This window comes from Mesorhizobium sp. M1409 (genome assembly GCF_040317535.1).
Taxonomy (GTDB): domain Bacteria; phylum Pseudomonadota; class Alphaproteobacteria; order Rhizobiales; family Rhizobiaceae; genus Mesorhizobium.
Genome location: NZ_JAMYKV010000056.1, coordinates 19,770 through 37,072, shown reverse-complemented (window position 1 = coordinate 37,072; position 17,303 = coordinate 19,770). Strand labels below are relative to the sequence as shown.

The window sequence follows — 17,303 nt, the reverse complement described above, 5'->3', positions numbered from 1 at the left end:
CGCCTTCGTGATCCAGAACCAGCCGCACCGCACGGGCTCGGACCTCGGGAGAGAACTTGTTGGTCGTCTTGCTTGTCATGGCTCCACCTTCCCAGGAGTTGGAGCCTCCGATCAACCCGGGGCGGTTCAAACCGCCGGCATTCCGGTTGTCGAGCAAATCTGGAAGGTGCTCGGGACCTTCTTCTAGGTAACGGAGGATCTCAAAAGACGGCATACCTTTGCAACAACAGAAAAGTTTTCGTCGGAGTCTGTCCTGAACCACCACCTGGGCGACATCTCGAGCCCAGACTATCCGGCTCTAGCGTTACGGCGACCCAGCAGCAGAGCGATGCCCAACGCCGGAAGCGTCGCCGTCGCGACGGCGAAGAAGACGAATTGCAGCCCGGCCGACGCGGCGACCAAGCCGAGCGCCGGACTGCCGAATCCGAGCGCCACGTCGAGGAAGACGGTGTAGAGTCCCATGGCCAGGCCGCGGCTGCGTGGCGGAAGATGGCTTACGGCCTCGGCACCGAAACCGGGATAGACCAGCGAATAGCCGAGGCCAGTCAGGCTCGCTCCGATGGCGGCGAGAACGGGCCCGGGCGCAAGCCAGATCAGCATCAGCCCTGCCGCCTCGACCGCCACGAAGATCACGGCGACGCGCGCGCCCCCTAACCTGTCAGGCAGGTGGCCGAAGCACAGCCTTGCCGCGATCAGCGACGCGGCATAAGCGGTGAAGGGAAGCCAGACCGGCTGCCAGCCGCGTTCGGCAAAGAGCAGCGCGCCAAAGGACAGGATCGCGCCATAGCCAAGGCTGCTGAAAGCAGCTCCGACGCCGGGAAGCCAGATCGCTTGCGCCACGCTCATCCATGACTGTCGCGCGGCGCTTGCGGCGACGCTGGTGCCACGCATCGGCAGGATGGCAAGCAGCGTCGCAAGCGGCAGGACGATCGTCGCGACTGCAATCGCGGTGAAACCGCTCGCCGCATAAAGCGCAGATCCGACCGGCGCGCCTAGCGCGAGCGCCGCGAACATCGCCGTGCCCACCCAGGCTATGACCTTTCCGGAGTTCTGTCCGCCCGCGAGGGAGAGGCCCCAGGCGACACCGCCGGTGATGATGAAGCTCTCAGACGCGCCCAGTACCGCCCGGCCGGCGAAGAGCGCCGATGCGGACGCCACCGGCCGGTCGAGCAATGCCAGCGAGCCTAGGTAAATGAACCCCGCCAGGGCAGCGGCAATGAGGCCGACGATGACGGCCCGCTTGCCGCCGCGCCCATCGGCATAATTTCCAGCTCCAATGCGCGACAGCATCGAGGCGACGAACTGGCTGCCGGTCACCAACCCGACTGCGAAGGGGCCGAAGCCGAGCTGCTGGTGAAGATGCAGCGGCAGGACGGGTAGTGCCACGCCGATCAGCAGGAAGCCGGCGAAGACAGCCGCCATGATTGGCACCAGTTCCGCCATCGCGCCATTTCGGTCTGAAGTCCGCGCCATTTGTGGCCACCGATAACACTTTGACAGCCAGCTGTTCCGATCAGTAACGTTCGTAGGTCACGCGCCAGCCCTCGGCCGGATTGTCCGGCGTGAGGACCAATTTGTTGTCCGAGACTTCGAATTTGCGCTTCATGCTCTTCCCGACAAGGTTGCGGACCAGGGAGGACTCGACCGTGATGACGAAGGTCTTGTCCTGGTCGTTGATGGCGACCGGCCCGTCATAGGCTTCGTAGCCATTCTTTGTGTAAGGCGTGTCTGGCGCCTTGGCGTCGGGGTTCTGGGCCTGCACCGAGAGAATGCCGGCCTCGGTGAAAATGACCTGACCGGAATACGGTACGGGCTTGAGATTTCCATCGGCGCCGGCCTCGAGCGACCCCATGCGCCATGCGCCGATGATCGGGGACTCTTGGGAGAGAGCCGGCGTGGCGACCGAAAGCGCAAGCGCCAGGGCGGCTATCTTCAATCTCATCGTCATATGCGTTGTTCCTTTTCTGATTTGTGGGCGCGAACAGGCCGTCCGCCCAATCTTCGCTCACACCGAAAGCATGACCTTGATGGCGCGCCGCTCGTCCATGGCGCGGTAGCCTTCAGCGACCTCGGCCAACGGCAGCTTGAGGTCGAAGACCTTGCCCGGCTTGATCCTGCCGTTGAGCACACGGTCCATAAGGTCGGGCAGGAAGCGGCGCACCGGCGCGGGGCCGCCGAGCATGCGCTTCTGGCCGAAGAACAGTTTTTGGCCGTCGAAGTTCACGCCGTGCGGTACGCCGACATAGCCGATGGTGCCGCCGGGGCGGGAGCAGGCCAGCGCCTGGTCGAAGGATTCTCCCGTGCCGACGCATTCCAGCACCGAGTCTGCGCCAACGCCCTTGGTGAGTTCCTTGATGCGCGCGACGCCTTCCACGCCGCGCTCAGCGACGATGTCGGTCGCGCCGAACTCACGGGCGAGTTTTTGTCGGCTGGCGTGCCGGCTCATGGCGATGATGCGCTCGGCGCCCATCTCCTTGGCCGCAAGCACGCCCATCAGGCCGACCGCACCGTCGCCGACCACCACCACCTTCGATCCTTCTCGGACCTCGGCCGCGTCGGCCGCATACCAGCCGGTGCCGAGCACATCGGACACAGCCAGCAGGTCAGGGATGAGTTCGGCCGGCGGCAACTCGGCGGTGGCGACCAGTGTGCCATCCGCCAAGGGCACGCGGGCGTAAGGCGCCTGCGCGCCCGACATGAACTCGCGCTGCACGCAGGACGACTGGAAGCCGAAGCGGCAATGCGGGCAGGTATTGTCGGAGAGGCAGAACGAGCCGACGACGAACTGGCCGGGACGGACCGTGCGCACCTCTGCGCCGATCTCGATGACGATGCCACAATATTCGTGGCCCATATGCATCGGGCCGTCGACCGGCTGCAATCCGCGATAGGGCCATAGGTCCGAGCCGCAGATGCAGCTTGCCGACAGCTTGATGATGGCGTCCGTTGGCCGCATGATTTTCGGATCGGCGATTTCCTCACAGCGGATGTCGCCCGGTTTGTGAAGAACGGTTGCAAGCATGTTGGTTCCTTTCGATTGGAGAAGATCAGGCGCCGTAGTCGGCGTCGCTGACCTGTTCCAGCCAGTCCACGACCTTGCCGTCCTTGACCTCCTGAAGGGCAATGTGGGTCATGGCGGTCTGAGGCGACGCGCCGTGCCAGTGCTTTTCGCCGGGCGCGAACCAAACGACGTCGCCCGGACGGATTTCCTCGACCGGGCCACCCTCGCGCTGCACGCGGCCTAAGCCTGAGACGACGATCAGCGTTTGGCCGAGCGGATGCGTGTGCCAGGCGGTGCGGGCGCCGGGCTCGAAGGTCACCTGTGCGCCTTGAACCCGCCCGGCGTCGAAGGGATTGAAGAGCGGATCGATCCGCACCGTTCCGGTGAACCAGTCAGGTGGTCCCTTGCCGGAAGGCCTGGTGCCGGCGCGAAGAATGTCCATGGTGATCTCCTTTGCGACCTCAAATGCGTTCGACGCGAAGCGGGAATTTGCCGCGAATGTGCAGGGCCTGCTCGCCCTCGTCGAAGCGGCCAAGCCTGATCAGCCCGGGGTGGCGATAGTCGGCGTGGAACATGGCCAGGTTGCCCCAAGGCATGAAATAGCACAGGTCATAGGGCTGCTCGTTGGCGAACGGACCGCTTCCCTCTTCAGTCAGCTTGCGCGGCAGATAGGCGATCTTCTCGTTATGCGCGTAGTCCTCGATCTCGAGATCGAGCGGCAGCATGGAGAAGAAGTCGCGCGCCGACGGATTGTCGTAGAGCGTGGCGGTCATGGTGCGGCCGTTGAAAACCATCCTGATCTTCATGTCGGTGGGCTCCTGGCTGACGGGAGATTGGCCTTCCTGGCTGGCGGCTGCGCGAGGGAGGGCCGCCAGCGCGAGCGCGACGCCGAGCAGCGTCCGGCGGCTGAGCGGCGCACGCCCGATGGTCATGGCAAAGACCTTCGGGCCATATGCGATGCGGCCAGGGCGGCGAGCGCCGATCCGCAGAGCAGCACCGCGCCTAAAGTGAACGCTCCCCACCAGCCGACCGTATCGAAGAGCGTGCCGCCGATGGCGGCACCGCCGGTGATGGCGAGCTGGATGACGGCTACCTGCAACCCGCCGCCGGCCTCCGCGTCGTCCGGCAACGTTCGGCTGAGCCACGTACCCCAACCGACGGGCGCGGCCGTGCCGAAGAAGCCCCAGGCAACCAGCAATAGTGTTGTGGGACCGGGGAGTGCACCGAGAGCGATGAGCGCAGCGGCCAGCGCAGCCATGACCAACGGGATGACGATGAGGATGCTGAACAGGCGCGTGCGCAAAAGCAGGCCGACGCACCATGTGCCGAGCACCCCCGCCAGCCCCATCGCCAGCAGGACCGCTGAGAGGGCAGCGATGTCGAGCTGAGTGACGCGCTCGAGAAAGGGCCGCAGATAGGTAAAGAGCGCAAACTGGCCCATGAACAGCATCATGATCGACGCCATGCCGGTGGCGACAGGAAGACGACCGAGCAGCGCCAGCGGATTGCCAGCACGCTTCCTCCGGCGCGGGGGCAGCGCCGGCAGGCTTGTCCACTGCCAGGCCAGCGCCAGAAGCCCAAACGGCACGACGAGGAAAAAAGCGCCGCGCCAGCCGACATAGGCGCCAAGAAAACTGCCCAGCGGCGCGGCGATGGTGGCCGCAATGGCATTGCCAGCGTTCAGCATGGCGAGACCCTTCTGAACCATGTCTTGCGGCACGAGGCGCATGACGATCGCGGTCGACATCGACCAGAACCCGCCGATCGCGATGCCGAGCAGCGCCCGGCCGACCATGAGGAACGCGTAGTTCGGCGCGAAGGTGACAGCCAAACCGGACACGATGAGGAGGAGGGTGAAGCCGGTCACGACCAGTCGGCGGTCGATGTGGCGCGTGAGGCCGGCGACCAGCAGGCTGGTCACGACGGCGAAAACGCCCGAAATCGAGATCGCCTGGCCCGCGCGGCCCTCGGTGATGCCAAGATCGGCCGCGAGCGGCGACAGCAGGCTGACCGGCATGAATTCAGACGCGATGAGCACGAAAACACACAGCGCCATCGACAAGACCGCGCCCCATGCGGCGCGGTCTTCGACAAGCCTTGTGTCGTAAGTCGTTTCCATGATTGGCATCCTTGCAAGGCGACTGGGGCGGATCAGCCGCCCATCCCCGTCGCCATGCCGGAAGGTATTGCAGAGGAACCCATTCCATTAGACTGAGTAATTCGCATGGACTTATCTGCTTGTGATATAAATGCCAGACGGGAGGCCCTATGCAGCGCGATGGCATGAAGGATCTGCTCTGGTTCGTGGCGGTCGCGCGGGAGCGCAGCTTCACCAAGGCGGCGGCCAAGCTCGGTACCTCGCAGTCGACCCTGAGCTCGACAATCAAGGAGCTTGAAGCTCGTCTTGGCGTCCGCCTGCTGACACGTACGACGCGGAGCGTCGCTCCGACCGAGGCCGGCGAGCGGCTTTTCCAATCTCTTGTTCCCCGCTTCGAGGAAATCGAAGCCGACCTTGCAAGCCTGGTGGCCTTTCGCGACAAGCCCTCCGGAACGGTCCGCATCACGCTGTCCGACCATGCGCTCCAGACGACCGTCTGGCCGAAGCTGCAGCCCGTGCTCAGCGACTATCCTGACGTGCGCGTCGAGCTCTACAGCGACAACGGCTTGAAGAACATTGTGGAGGAGCGCTTCGATGCCGGCGTGCGGCTTGGTGAGAGCATCGACAGGGATATGATTGCAGTGCGGATCGGGCCGGATTGGAGGCTCGTGGCCGTGGCTTCGCCGGAGTACTTTTCCCGCCATCCGGTTCCGACCACACCCCAGGATCTGGTCGATCATGACTGCATTAATATGCGGCAGGCAACGTTCGGCGGATTATATGTCTGGGAATTCGCCAGGGATGGCCGCGACCTTCGTGTGCGGGTGGAAGGCCAACTCACCTTCAATTCGTCCATTCCCATGATCGAGGCTGCGATAAGCGGTTTCGGGATCGCCTATGTCCCGGAAAACCTCGTCAGCCACCACATCGCCAAGGGATGCCTTAGGCTCGTGCTTGACGACTGGAGTCCGCCATTTGCGGGCTATCACCTCTACTACCCGAGCAGGCGACAGCTCTCGCCTGCGATGGCGGTGATCGTGGAGGCGCTCCGCCATCGTATCTGACCCCTTTAGAAGCGTACTCTTTGAATGCTCGCCTATTCGCGCAGCAAGGGTCACCAGAGGCGCATCAAGCGAGCTTTTCCAGCGTGATTGGAAGGCTTCGAATGCGTTTGCCGGTCGCGTGGAAGACGGCATTCCCGATCGCTGGGGCGACCCCTACGACACCGATCTCGCCGACTCCTTTGCCCCCCAGAGCAGTTGCCTGCATGTCCGGAATACCAACCGAAATCACTTGGATGTCGGGCACATCGGCGTTGACCGGGACGGCATAGTCGGCAAAATTCGCGTTGATGGTGCGTCCGTCCCGCTGGTCGACGTAACCCTCTTCCAGGAGAGCTTGCCCGAGACCCATCACCATACCGCTGATCCACTGGCTTTCGGCAAGCTTCGGATTGAAGATCCTGCCGCTGTCGAATGCCGAGACCATGCGCTTGACACGGATCGTGCCAAAATCCTCATCGATGCGAACTTCCACGAAATGCGCACACCAGCTATGGGCCGAGACGCCTCCTTCCACGGCGCCCTTCAACTGGGCGAAACTGCGGTCGGCCCGATTCTTCATCTCTTCGGTGGCGCCTGGAGCAAAGGTGTTACCCTCGATTTCCAGTTTGTCTTTCCCCACTGCCTTTAACAGGTCCGCAATGCTGATGCCGCCGTTCGGTCGGCGGGTCGGCCGCACCGATCCGGTTTCGAAAGTCAGATCGGTCGCCTTCGCCGCTGCCATCGGCGACTTCGGATCGGATGCGGCAAGCGCCAGCAAGGCATCCCGTGCATTCCTGGCCGCCTTGTCCACCGCTCCCGTCAGGTTGTTGGCCTGCTGGGAGCCGCCAGCGAGCGCCGATCTGGGGAGGATGGTATCGCCCAGCCGCACCGCGACGGTCTCGACGGGAACACCCAGAGCGTCGGCCGCGGTCTGGGCGAGAATGGTATAGGTTCCCGTTCCCATGTCGGTGCCTGCGCTGAGGACTTCGATCTGTCCACTGGCATGGAGTACGATCTTGGCTTCGCTCGCGGTACGGATCATGGGGTATGACCCAGCGGCCATTCCATAACCGATCAACTCGCGGCCTTCGCGCATCGAGCGAGGGGCCGGGTTCCGGTTCCACCAGCCGAAGGCTTCCGCGCCGACGGCATAGGCTTCGCGTAACTGTCGAGTGCTCCACTTCATCCCGTTGCTGGGATCGATCTCCGCCCAGTTGGCAAGGCGCAGCGTGATCGGATCCATGTTGAGCGCGTAGGCCAGCTCGTCGATCGCACTTTCCAGAGCATAGGCACTGGGGTTTTCGCCGGGGCCCCGTTTCCAGCCAGGCTGGACCGTATTGACCGGCACGACGTAGAGACGTGACGAGAAGTTCGGCGTCGCATACATGATTTTCGTCACATTGTTGCAAGCCTCGACATGGACTTCGTCGATCGCCGTCTCGTTCCAGCTCTCATGGACGATCGAGTTTATCTTTCCGTCCTTCGAGGCGCCGATCGACAGGGTCTGACGAGTTGCCGGTCGGCCGCCAAGGCCGGTGAAGGTCTGCGGTCTATTGAGAGAAACCTTCACAGGCCTACCGAGGTGGCGCGATGCAGCACAAGCCAACCCCACATGCGGATGCGCCCCGATTTTGGATCCGAACCCACCGCCGACGTAAGGCGAGATCACCCGCACGTTCTCGATATCGATGCCGAGCCATTCCGACACGACGCTTCGTGCCCCGCCAACCCACTGGCTGGGCTCCCAGACGGTGATTTTCCCGTTCTCCCAGGATGCGATGCAGGCATGCGGTTCCATCGGCACATTGTATTCCCGTGACGTCATGTACGTCACGTCAACCTTGACCTCCGCATTGCCCAGGGCTGTCGCCGCATCCCCCCAGGCAGCCCCCATGGGATCGATGAGCTGGGCTTTTGCCTTGGGATCGTTGATGTCAAGGATAGGGTCACCGTCCTCATATTCGACCTTGAGAAGGCTTGCCGCTTCTGTTGCCTGTTCAAAGGTTTCAGCGACCACGAGCGCGATATGCATGCCGTTGAAACGGACGACATCGTCCTGAATTGGGGTAAATTCCTCGGTGGCTCCGCCGCCCTTGCTGTAGACCGTCGGCTTGTTAATCTTCAGCGAGTTTTGCGCGGTATAAACGTCCAGGACACCCGGTAGAGCCTTGGCGGCCGACGTATCGATGTTGACGATACGCCCTGCCGGCCGCGTCGATTGGACAGTAACGCCGTAGGCCAGGTTCTCCAGCTTCTGCTCGATCGCATAGCGGGCCTGCCCGGTGACTTTCAACGGGCCTTCGGCGCGGGAAAGTCGGGCACCGAGAACCGGCGCCTTGGCAGGGGCGGTCTCAGCCGCAAAGGCTTTTGGCGAGAGATCGACAGCGGCGCCGGCAGCAGCAGCTATGCCGACGCCGAGCTTCACGACGGTGCGGCGGTTGAGTCCGAACGCGTTACCATGTGTCATGCGATATCTCCTACCGTCATCAGGGCGCGTGCCACGACCTTCGGTGCCAGCTCGATCTTGAATGCGTTGTGTCCGCTCGACTTCGCGCCGTCGCCGGCGGCTGCCGCGGCGCTACGAAGCGTCGCCTCGTCGAGCGTCTTTCCCTTGAGCAAATTTTCGACGGCGCGCAGGCGCCAAGGTTTGGTGGCGAGGCCGCCGACCGCAATGCGTACGTCGCGAATTGTCTTGCCATCGGCTTCCAATTCGATCCCGACAGCGGCGCTGGCCGCGGCGAACTCGTACGACGCACGATCGCGGACCTTGAGATAATGCGAGCGTTCCAGGGCTGCCGAACGCGGGATCTCGATCCCGACTATCATCTCGCCGGGCGACAGCTCATGCTCGAGATGGGGGGTATCGCCCGGGAGCAGGAAGAATTCGTCGACGGGAATTTTGCGTTCGGAAGCTCCCCGGACGATGACCGTGGCGTCGAATGCCACCAGGGAAACCGCAAAATCTCCGGGGTAGATCGCTATGCAAGCGTCGCTCGTGCCGAGCACCGCGTGGTTGCGGTTGACGCCGTCAAGGGCGGCGCATCCGGAACCGGGATTGCGCTTGTTGCAGTTCGAGTAAGCGCCCGGGTCCCGGAAGTACGTGCAACGGGTTCGCTGCATCAAGTTTCCACCGATGGACGCCATGTTGCGCAGCTGTGCCGAGGCAGCGCGCCATAGGCTTTCGGAAAGCGCCGGCGCAGCCTGCTTGATATCGGCGTGGTCGGCGACCTTGCTCATCTTGGCGAGCGCACCGATGCGAATGACATCCGCGGATACCTCGATTGTGTCGAGCCCGGAAAGGCGCGTGATGTCCACCACGCGGGCGGGGCGCTCGACATTCAGCTTCATGAGGTCAAGAAGCGTGGTGCCCCCGGCGAGAAATCTTGTCTCTGGCCTGGCAGCCTCTGCCGCCGCCGTCGCGGCATCGTCGGCGCGGAAATACTCGAAAGTTCTCATAGTGCTGCCTCCTTCTTGAGGCGGCTCGCGGCATCGCGCACCGCGGCGACGATATGCGGGTAAGCGCCGCACCGGCAGACATTGCCGCTCATGTATTCGCGGATGTCCTCGTCCGTACCGGCGTGGCCCTCACGAATGCAGGCAGCGGCGGACATGATTTGACCCGGAGTGCAATAGCCGCACTGGAATGCATCGTGTTCGATAAACGCGGTCTGGACTGCGTGCATCACCCCGTCGGCAGCCTGGAGGCCCTCGATCGTCGTGACCTGACGCCCTTCGACCTGGGCCGCTAGGGTCAGACAGCTCAATACCCGCTCACCGTCGATGTGGACGGTGCAGGCGCCGCACTGTCCATGATCGCAACCTTTTTTCGTGCCGGGCAGGTTGGCATGCTCGCGTAGTGCGTCCAGCAGGGTCACGCGTACATCAAGATTGAACTGGTGGCGGCGGCTGTTGATGTCCAAGGCTAGCTGTCGGGGCTCTGACATGTCGTCTCCTCGAGTGGCGGGCGGGGATTGGGACTTCTCACGAAGTCGACCGGACCGACGAAGCCTGCGGCATCAGTCGGAAAGGAAACGTCTATTCCGAAGGCCTGTCGTTGGTTGCCTAAGGGTCAACCCTCAGGAGAGCACGGACGCGACATTCGAATTAGCCCTCAAAATTCGCATGAGCCTATCAATGGCACTCATAAATTGGCCTGCGACAACGGCAGTGCCGGATGCGACGTTCAGCTGTCGAAGGCCAGTGAGCTGGATAGCTCCTCATGGGCATCGACCTGTTGCTGCAGCAGAGCGAGTTTCTGCCTGACCATGCCAAGCGCATCGGCGCCAGCGATGAACCGACGGGGCAGCTCCGGCTTGTCGACCAGAGTGATCAACGCCTGCGCGAGTTTGGCCGGGTCGCCGACTTGCTGACCGTTCGCGGCTTTCCAGCCAGTTATCTGCTGGGCGCGACGTTCGCTGTAATCGCTAACGGAAGACGGAGCATATTGAGTGGATTCGTCCGTCAGCAGCTCTGTGCGGAAAAACCCGGGGTTCACGATCATCGTTTCAATGCCGAACGGCGCCACCTCGGCTTGCAGCGACTCGATCCAGCCATCCACGCCGAATTTTGCCGCGGCGTACGCAGAACAGAACTCGAAGCCGACCAGGCCTGCCGTCGATGAGATTGCGATGACCTTGCCAGAACCCTGCGCGCGCATCACCGGCAGGACTGCACGGGTGACATTCATGGCACCAGTCAGGGTGGAGGCGAGTTGAAGTTCGATATGGGCCGGAGTCAGGTCCTCGAAATAACCCGCATAGAAGCCCGCGGCATTGTTGACGAGCACGTCGAGGCGACCAAAGCGGTCCAGGGTTGCCTTCACCGCAGCGTCGGCGTCGGCCGGCTTGGTCACGTCCAACGTGACGACCAAAAGATTGTCCGACCGCCCGATCGCCTTGGCGACCCGATCGGGGTTACGACCGGTCGCAACGACCTTATCGCCGATGGCCAACACCGCCTTGGCAAAGTCGAGGCCCATGCCTCGCCCAGCGCCGGTAATCATCCATACTCTATTCATAGCCGTATCCTTCCTAGCCAGTATCTTTTCAGTTTACGCAGCGTTGGCTTTTGGGACGTCCGTCTCAGCGGTGATCTTGAACCACCCGGTGGCGGACTGAATCACACCCCATAGTTTCGCTGGAATATCGATACCTGGAACGCTCGACGGCCGGATTTCGGTCTCGATCAAATGCTCGCGGCCGCTCTTTGCTAGCTCGACCCACTCCGGGTTCATCACCAGTCCCTGCCCAACCGCGACGAGCGTGAGGCCTCTGTGCAGGGCGAGTTCGGCCTGAAAAGGCGTCCTGACCTGGCCCGCGGCAACGACCGAGACCCGCCCGCTGGCTCGGCGCGTGATCAGGCCAGCGATGGTGTCGCCCTCGGGCGCCCCAATAGGCTTTGCCTCGAGAACGCTCGTCAGCGATGCGTGGAGGTAGTCCACACCTTCATCGATAAGACATTCAATCAGCTCGTACGTGTCAGCGATACGCAAGCCACCTGACTCGGGTTCCTCGGGTGACACCCGGTAGCCCACGAGGAAGGGGCGGTTCGCGTGTGCCGCGACCACTCGCTTTACCTCACGCACCACGGCAATTGGGAAACGCATCCGATTTTCGAGCGTGCCGCCCCATTCGTCGCCACGCTGATTGTAGAGAGGCGAGAAGAAGTTCTGGATCAGAAATCCGTGAGCACCATGCAGTTCGATGCCATCGAAGCCTGCCTCAATGGCCCGTCGTGTCGCCTCGCCAAAAGCGGTAATGATCGCGAGGATTTCGTCATTCGTCAGTGCACGTGTCTTCACACCGCCCGGATTGAAGGGGCCGGGCTGGACTTCGAGCGCACTGGCGCTGACGACGTCGCCGCCGGGTATAAGCGCCGGCACGGCCTTGTTCCCGGCGTGGAAGATTTGCAGGACGGCCTTGGCCCCGCCGCTTTTGGCCGCTGACGCCAACCGGGAGAGGCTTGGGGTGAAACGGTCGTCGTAGGAGGCGAATTCGCCCGCAAAGCCGATGCCGTCGGGCAAGACATGGGTGCAGCCTGTGAGCACAAGTCCGACGCCAGTTGCCCGACGTCGGTAGTAGGTGATCTCCGCGTCAGAGACCGTTCCGTCGTCGTTGGCCGACCAGGTGGTCATCGGCGCCATGACAATCCTGTTGTCGACGCTTAACCCGTTCGGAAATTGGAACGACTGGAATATCTGTCGTGAGGTGTCCACAGCGTTTCCCTTCGACGCGCGTTTCGTTGTCTCTGAGGGTGAAATAGCGAATAGGACTCGATATGATTAGCCGCTATAATCTGCATGAAGTTAGAAATGGGATTGATAAATGAGGCGCGGAGATTTCAGCGAGCTGGCAGTCTTCATCGCCGTAGCAGAGGCAGGCAGCTTCACACGCGCCGCAGCAAAGCTCGGTCTATCGCAGTCGGCGCTCAGTTACGCTGTCAGGACGCTGGAACAGCGCCTGGGAGTCCGGCTGATCTCACGCACCACACGCAGCCTGTCCGTGACGGAAGCTGGCGAGCGCTTGCTGCGAAGCCTGCGACCGGCCTTCGATCACATCGAAAGCGAGATCGCCGCCGTCACCGCCCTGCGCGACAAGCCCACTGGCCTCATTCGCCTGACGACATTCCGGTATGCTGCCAAGTCAGTACTGTGGCCGGTCATCGCCAGACTCCTTCTGGAGTATCCGGATATCGAAGTGGAATTGAGCCTGGACGAGGGTCTGGTTGACATCGTTGCAAGCAGATTCGACGCTGGTATCCGGATCGGTGAGCAGGTCCAGAAAGACATGGTGGCAATTAGGATCGGCCCGGACCTGCGCATGGCGGTGGTCGGATCACCGTCGTATTTTGCAAACCGAACGGTTCCAAGGACACCGCGCGAACTTGGGGAACACAGAGGCATCAGCTACCGTCAGAAGACCGGCGGCGGGCTCTTTGCCTGGGAGTTCGAGAAAGACGGGGAGGAACTTGAAGTCAGGATGAATGGCCCGCTCGTCATCAATGACGGTGAAATGCTCGAAGCTGCGGCCCTTGACGGGCTCGGTTTAGCATACACGTTTGAAAGCCAGGTTGCTCCGTTCATCGCAGACGGACGCCTTATCCGGGTACTAGAAGACTGGTGCCAACCCTTCTCAGGCTATCACCTCTATTACCCCAGCCGACGCCAACACACCGCAGCCTTCGCTCTACTTGTCGAGGCACTCCGTCTCATGGCGTGACAGGTGGCAGAACCGCATTCAAACATGCCGCTCTACCTTGGCATCGTATGAGTTATCCTTCCCTCATATGCACAACCCCGCGGGACGTCGACAATCGGGTTCCCGCTCAGGCAGAATAGGTGCGCGCCCTGGCAACTCGCCCTGGAAAAGTCTCAACTTACCCTGACGGACTGCGTCGCGGTGAATGTCCGATTCCAGGATTCAGAGCCTAAAGCCGTCATTCCGCTTCCCGCCTCAAGGCTGCCGAACGGCACCGCATGTCGGCCGTGAGGTCAGCTTTGCGACCGCCTGACCGCGCGATAGCTAGTGTCCCGGGTGTTTGACCTTCTTGTGAAATCGCGCACAAGCCAGGATCGCCAACGGTTCCACTCATGCTTTGATCCCCTTCGTGGCCACGTTCTTTACGAAGTCTAATTGCCGCAGAAAAGACATTGCGCTTAGCATCCGCATCATGAGCTTGCCGGCCGCCTCGAACGCTGCACGCTACGAGGACTATTCAGCCCTCTGAATGTCTCCGCCCATGCCGACATGGAGATTCGATTCGAACATTGACGCGAGAGGTGATAGTCTCAGCTCGGATCCCGAAAGAGGGAAGATGCGCGCCATTGCATTATTTGCCGCCGTCTTGGTGGCTACGCCCTCGACGGCGGCGGAGCAACTAATCTTTTACACAGCCAGTTTTCCAGATGCCACGTCGGTCCAGCTCAGCGTGTTGAACAACAGTGTCTCGCTATATGGGGACTATGACTTTGACGTCGCTATTGGCCTGGTCGAGACGGACGCGAACGGCGCCATCAGGTACGAAGATACCGGCAGGCATCGTGCACGAGTTCGCTGTAACTTTCCGGCATATGTGAGCGTAGGTGCGCGAAAATATCCCATAGAGATGCCCCTGAGCCGCTCCGCACATGACGATTGGAAAGAAAATCTCTGGATGATTTTCTGCCCGGCACCTTCATCCTGACTTCCGTGCCCATAGCATTGCTCGACCGGGTCACTTGATACCGGCGACCGTGATGCGTCCATTGACGCGGTCGGCTGGGAACTCGATCGCCTGACCCGTTTTGAACTTATCGATATCGAGCATGCCCTCCTCCGCGACGACGAACATCATCGTCATCGCCGGCGTGTCGAGATTTAGTCAGCGGCCACGTTTGATCGTCTGCTTGCTATTCTGCTTGGAGAACACGAGCACGAGCGTCGAGAGTGTCTTTCTCTATAGTGTCATGATTGGTAGTCAGTTGGCGACGGCGATGCTGCCCTTCATGCCAGAATCGTAGTGACCCGGGACCAAGGCAGAGGAAACCGAATTCGCCGGCGTTGGCGGATGTCCAGATAATCTCGCCTCTGACACCAGGCGCCAGCCGGATCTTGGGATCGGCGTGCTTGTGTATGGCTGGTGGCCACTTGCGAGTGGTCGTTATACCTCGCTGCAGACCTCCTGAATCAAAAATGGAATAGCGGAGGACTGCCGCACCCGGGTGCGGCAATCTCTCAGAACCCAAGCAGGCGCGACAGTGGATTCCCTTTTTTCATGAGATCTGGCTGAACGCGCGCTCTTCCCCTTGAAGCCGCATTGGACGCATGCATCGACATAAGAAAACGGCGACTGCCGTTCAACGCGTGACATTTCACAGCTGATTTTCCCGATTCGGCTTCAGCCGCGGCCACGCATGAGAATCACAAAAATGTAAATCCGAGGGAAGGTGCCCGTGAATTCGACCCGGTAGCCTGTTGTTGCTGGGTGTTCGAACGCTCACTTTTGACAAAAGGACTGAACCATGAAGCACACCATCGGATATGCATTGATTGTCTTAGCGGCAATGACCGGTGTCGCCAACAGCGGCACGAACTCGACAAGCCCCCGCATCGGCGAGGTCCTGCACGGCCATAGATCGACGGGCGAAACCCCGAAATCGGCATCCAACTCCGACATATCTTCCCAAGTGCTCGACAATGGCGATATCGAGAAAACCGATTCCCCCTATAACCGAGTCGAAGCTGTGAGCCCCTCCTCATCGTGGCAGGGCGGGAGCCCTCGCCAGCGCGCCGGCTGGGCGGGCCGCTAGCAGGACCGACACCGCAGCTTCCCATCTTCCCACGGAGCCGTGCAGGGCAAACCGGCCGGCAGCTCTGCCGGCTGGTTTGCACTTCGGCTGCTTCGCCAACGAAACCTATACAGCACAGCACACCGCACCAAGGAAACCTACTCGTAGGTGAGGACTATTCGAAGACGGGTGGTGGCGCAATCAACGCGTCACGGTGCCGCTCTCACCCGCCATACTGTCATAGGTCGTGAAGTGGTCGCAGCGCCACCGCGCGACGAGTAGTGTTTGATTTGAGTATAGGCGCGCAACGTGCCGAGCTCGGTCTGTGAGCATGCATCCGTCTAAGAACGGCCAACGACGTCGGAGCTGAGGTTTTCGCCGGCGATATCGTATCGGACATAACTGCTGATGCGCAGGCCGGTCCGTACCCAGAAATATAGAAAAAGCCAGTGCCGTCGGCAGCCCATTCACCGGCCCATGCCGGACAACGGGGCGACCAAGAGCGCCGGCTAAACCACGCCATCGTGGCGGGTTAGCGAACTCTGGTCTGGTCGACAGCGCTATTGAATATTTGTAATTTCGTCTCAAGCGATATGAACCATCCGTCTACGCGTGACTGACCTCAAATTATAGTTTACGCGGGAACTCTGTTTCCACGATTAAGCCAGGCCTATTGTCCTTCAGGGAAATTGTCGCGCCATGAATGTCCGATATCGCCTTGACCAGGCTGAGGCCGAGCCCTGTCCCTTCGGTTGTCCGGCTTTTTTCCAGGCGATAGAAGCGTTTGAACACCTTCTGCCGCTCCGTCGCCGCGATGCCCGGCCCGTTGTCGCTGACGACGATTGCGCAGCGGTTCGCCTGCGTCGTGACACCGATCGCGATCCGAGACCCTCGTTGTGTGTGGCGCATTGCATTGACGACAAGGTTCACGCACATCTGCTTCAGCAGATCGGCATCGCCCCATATGAATGAGACCGTGTTTCGGCTGTCATTGGACAGAACCAGCGAGCGCTCGGCGTCCTCCACGATGTGACTATAGATATCGTAGATTTCGGCGACCAGTTCCGAAAGGTTCACCTTCGCAAATCGCGAACGGCGTGCGCCGGACTCGATCTGCGATATGCGCAGCAAGCCCTCGAACGTGCCGGCTATATGCGAGACTTCGCTCATCGCTTTTTCGATGAGGGACCTCGTGGCCGTTTGGTCTTTGCTTTCGGAAGCGGCCTCAAGCGTTAGAAACAGCCGGCCGACCGGCGTCTTGAGATCGTGCGCGATGTCGGTCGTTACCTGCGTCATCGCCGCGACACTAGCCTGTAGCTGTGCCAGCGCGACATTGACCTCAGTCGCCAGCACGTCGATGTCATCGCTGCGCAAGGAGACCGGCAAGCGGGTAGCGAGATCGCCGGCGCCAACGGACTGCATCGCATCCGAGAGTCTAGCGATACGCCGTCGCGTGCGGAACGCCAAAACTGCGCCCGTACCGAGACCTCCAGCAAGCACGATCGCCGTTCCCCAGCCGAAGCTGACAAGCGCGATGCTGCGCAGGCGATTGGTGTCGTCATAGCTTACGCCGACGGTCAGGTCGTAGCCGTCTAGGTTCTTCCGGTAGAGCCTGTAGTTATTGGGCGCCGCCTCGTGGCTTGTCGGTGCGCGCGTGGAAAATCCCGGCGGCACGGCGGAAATATCAATGTTGCCAGCCAAGAAGTCGCCGTCGGGATCCTTCAGTGCGTAAAGCGTCTCCTGTCCCCTGATTGCCGGACCATGGCTTCGGATCATCACGGCAGCGCCGTCGACACCATTCGCCTCATAGGCGGAAGAAATCTCCCGGAACCGTTCCATCACATTGGAATCCAGCCGCTCGTAAAGGTAGGCGGCGACCATGTTGTAAGCGACGAA

The 17,303-nt window shown here is 61.4% G+C and carries 17 protein-coding genes and 1 pseudogene; 5 read left to right on the top strand and 13 right to left on the bottom strand.

Features of this window, described 5'->3' with window-relative positions; translation table 11 throughout:
* Positions 1-187, top strand: a 187-nt coding sequence (locus tag NKG99_RS30045; protein ID WP_352872794.1) for a hypothetical protein, incomplete at its 5' end; no start/stop codon positions are given.
* Between the two features lie 101 nt (positions 188-288).
* On the opposite strand, the gene NKG99_RS30040 is transcribed toward NKG99_RS30045, so the two are convergent.
* The 6 genes from NKG99_RS30040 to NKG99_RS30015 are packed head-to-tail and all read right to left on the bottom strand — an operon-like array spanning position 289 to position 5,120.
* Positions 289-1,473, bottom strand: coding sequence for an arabinose transporter (locus NKG99_RS30040; RefSeq protein ID WP_352872792.1), 1,185 nt, complete (start codon positions 1,471-1,473; stop codon positions 289-291).
* A 40-nt stretch (positions 1,474-1,513) separates the two neighbouring features.
* On the bottom strand, positions 1,514-1,948 hold the full coding sequence (locus NKG99_RS30035; RefSeq protein WP_352872791.1) for a lipocalin-like domain-containing protein: 435 nt from the start codon (positions 1,946-1,948) through the stop codon (positions 1,514-1,516).
* A 57-nt stretch (positions 1,949-2,005) separates the two neighbouring features.
* Complete coding sequence (locus tag NKG99_RS30030; RefSeq protein WP_352872790.1) at positions 2,006-3,022, bottom strand: zinc-dependent alcohol dehydrogenase family protein; 1,017 nt, start codon at positions 3,020-3,022, stop codon at positions 2,006-2,008.
* Between the two features lie 25 nt (positions 3,023-3,047).
* Complete coding sequence (locus NKG99_RS30025; protein ID WP_352872789.1) at positions 3,048-3,443, bottom strand: (R)-mandelonitrile lyase; 396 nt, start codon at positions 3,441-3,443, stop codon at positions 3,048-3,050.
* Between the two features lie 19 nt (positions 3,444-3,462).
* Entirely contained in the window at positions 3,463-3,933 is a 471-nt protein-coding gene (locus NKG99_RS30020; protein ID WP_352872788.1) for a cyclophilin-like fold protein, read from the bottom strand.
* Positions 3,930-5,120: an MFS transporter gene (locus tag NKG99_RS30015; RefSeq protein WP_352872787.1), complete on the bottom strand. Its 1,191-nt coding sequence runs from the start codon at positions 5,118-5,120 to the stop codon at positions 3,930-3,932. Before NKG99_RS30015 ends, NKG99_RS30020 begins: the two co-directional genes overlap by 4 nt.
* Before the next feature lie 149 nt (positions 5,121-5,269).
* Here NKG99_RS30015 and NKG99_RS30010 point away from each other — a divergent pair, with 149 nt between their 5' ends.
* Positions 5,270-6,163, top strand: coding sequence for a LysR family transcriptional regulator (locus NKG99_RS30010; protein WP_352872786.1), 894 nt, complete (start codon positions 5,270-5,272; stop codon positions 6,161-6,163).
* A 64-nt stretch (positions 6,164-6,227) separates the two neighbouring features.
* Here NKG99_RS30010 and NKG99_RS30005 read toward each other — a convergent pair whose 3' ends face one another.
* From NKG99_RS30005 to NKG99_RS29985, 5 genes are all read right to left on the bottom strand, one after another.
* Positions 6,228-8,609: a xanthine dehydrogenase family protein molybdopterin-binding subunit gene (locus tag NKG99_RS30005; RefSeq protein WP_352872785.1), complete on the bottom strand. Its 2,382-nt coding sequence runs from the start codon at positions 8,607-8,609 to the stop codon at positions 6,228-6,230.
* Entirely contained in the window at positions 8,606-9,598 is a 993-nt protein-coding gene (locus NKG99_RS30000; protein WP_352872793.1) for an FAD binding domain-containing protein, read from the bottom strand. The genes NKG99_RS30005 and NKG99_RS30000 overlap by 4 nt, the downstream gene beginning before the upstream one ends.
* Complete coding sequence (locus NKG99_RS29995; RefSeq protein ID WP_352872783.1) at positions 9,595-10,086, bottom strand: (2Fe-2S)-binding protein; 492 nt, start codon at positions 10,084-10,086, stop codon at positions 9,595-9,597. The genes NKG99_RS30000 and NKG99_RS29995 overlap by 4 nt, the downstream gene beginning before the upstream one ends.
* A 239-nt stretch (positions 10,087-10,325) precedes the next feature.
* Entirely contained in the window at positions 10,326-11,159 is an 834-nt protein-coding gene (locus tag NKG99_RS29990) for an SDR family oxidoreductase (protein WP_352872782.1), read from the bottom strand.
* A gap of 33 nt (positions 11,160-11,192) precedes the next feature.
* Positions 11,193-12,356: an NADH-dependent flavin oxidoreductase gene (locus NKG99_RS29985; protein WP_352872781.1), complete on the bottom strand. Its 1,164-nt coding sequence runs from the start codon at positions 12,354-12,356 to the stop codon at positions 11,193-11,195.
* 109 nt (positions 12,357-12,465) lie between these two features.
* Here NKG99_RS29985 and NKG99_RS29980 point away from each other — a divergent pair, with 109 nt between their 5' ends.
* Both NKG99_RS29980 and NKG99_RS29975 read left to right on the top strand, forming a co-directional pair.
* A complete protein-coding gene (locus tag NKG99_RS29980) occupies positions 12,466-13,359 on the top strand; it encodes a LysR family transcriptional regulator (RefSeq protein WP_352872780.1) in 894 nt (297 codons plus the stop codon).
* A gap of 595 nt (positions 13,360-13,954) precedes the next feature.
* Positions 13,955-14,323 (top strand): hypothetical protein, encoded by a 369-nt coding sequence (locus NKG99_RS29975; RefSeq protein WP_352872779.1) that lies wholly within the window; start codon positions 13,955-13,957, stop codon positions 14,321-14,323.
* A gap of 30 nt (positions 14,324-14,353) precedes the next feature.
* Here NKG99_RS29975 and NKG99_RS29970 read toward each other — a convergent pair.
* A pseudogene (locus NKG99_RS29970) lies at positions 14,354-14,485 on the bottom strand (copper-binding protein); the annotation flags it as partial.
* A 655-nt stretch (positions 14,486-15,140) separates the two neighbouring features.
* Here NKG99_RS29970 and NKG99_RS29965 point away from each other — a divergent pair.
* On the top strand, positions 15,141-15,428 hold the full coding sequence (locus tag NKG99_RS29965; protein ID WP_352872778.1) for a hypothetical protein: 288 nt from the start codon (positions 15,141-15,143) through the stop codon (positions 15,426-15,428).
* Positions 15,429-16,034: 606 nt separating this feature from the next.
* Here the strand turns inward: NKG99_RS29965 and NKG99_RS29960 are convergent.
* On the bottom strand, positions 16,035-17,288 hold the full coding sequence (locus tag NKG99_RS29960; protein ID WP_352872777.1) for a sensor histidine kinase: 1,254 nt from the start codon (positions 17,286-17,288) through the stop codon (positions 16,035-16,037).
* Positions 17,289-17,303 lie beyond the last annotated feature (15 nt).

What these genes read in the sequence shown, in the direction of transcription:
- NKG99_RS30000 (WP_352872793.1), bottom strand. Translation starts at nt 9,598, where the DNA reads ATGAGAACTTTCGAGTATTTCCGCGCCGACGATGCCGCGACGGCGGCG.
- NKG99_RS29990 (WP_352872782.1), bottom strand. Translation starts at nt 11,159, where the DNA reads ATGAATAGAGTATGGATGATTACCGGCGCTGGGCGAGGCATGGGCCTC.
- NKG99_RS30025 (WP_352872789.1), bottom strand. Translation starts at nt 3,443, where the DNA reads ATGGACATTCTTCGCGCCGGCACCAGGCCTTCCGGCAAGGGACCACCT.
- NKG99_RS29980 (WP_352872780.1), top strand. Translation starts at nt 12,466, where the DNA reads ATGAGGCGCGGAGATTTCAGCGAGCTGGCAGTCTTCATCGCCGTAGCA.
- NKG99_RS29965 (WP_352872778.1), top strand. Translation starts at nt 15,141, where the DNA reads ATGAAGCACACCATCGGATATGCATTGATTGTCTTAGCGGCAATGACC.
- NKG99_RS29960 (WP_352872777.1), bottom strand. Translation starts at nt 17,288, where the DNA reads ATGGTCGCCGCCTACCTTTACGAGCGGCTGGATTCCAATGTGATGGAA.
- NKG99_RS30020 (WP_352872788.1), bottom strand. Translation starts at nt 3,933, where the DNA reads ATGACCATCGGGCGTGCGCCGCTCAGCCGCCGGACGCTGCTCGGCGTC.
- NKG99_RS30040 (WP_352872792.1), bottom strand. Translation starts at nt 1,473, where the DNA reads ATGGCGCGGACTTCAGACCGAAATGGCGCGATGGCGGAACTGGTGCCA.
- NKG99_RS30030 (WP_352872790.1), bottom strand. Translation starts at nt 3,022, where the DNA reads ATGCTTGCAACCGTTCTTCACAAACCGGGCGACATCCGCTGTGAGGAA.
- NKG99_RS29995 (WP_352872783.1), bottom strand. Translation starts at nt 10,086, where the DNA reads ATGTCAGAGCCCCGACAGCTAGCCTTGGACATCAACAGCCGCCGCCAC.
- NKG99_RS30015 (WP_352872787.1), bottom strand. Translation starts at nt 5,120, where the DNA reads ATGGAAACGACTTACGACACAAGGCTTGTCGAAGACCGCGCCGCATGG.
- NKG99_RS29975 (WP_352872779.1), top strand. Translation starts at nt 13,955, where the DNA reads ATGCGCGCCATTGCATTATTTGCCGCCGTCTTGGTGGCTACGCCCTCG.
- NKG99_RS30010 (WP_352872786.1), top strand. Translation starts at nt 5,270, where the DNA reads ATGCAGCGCGATGGCATGAAGGATCTGCTCTGGTTCGTGGCGGTCGCG.
- NKG99_RS30035 (WP_352872791.1), bottom strand. Translation starts at nt 1,948, where the DNA reads ATGACGATGAGATTGAAGATAGCCGCCCTGGCGCTTGCGCTTTCGGTC.
- NKG99_RS30005 (WP_352872785.1), bottom strand. Translation starts at nt 8,609, where the DNA reads ATGACACATGGTAACGCGTTCGGACTCAACCGCCGCACCGTCGTGAAG.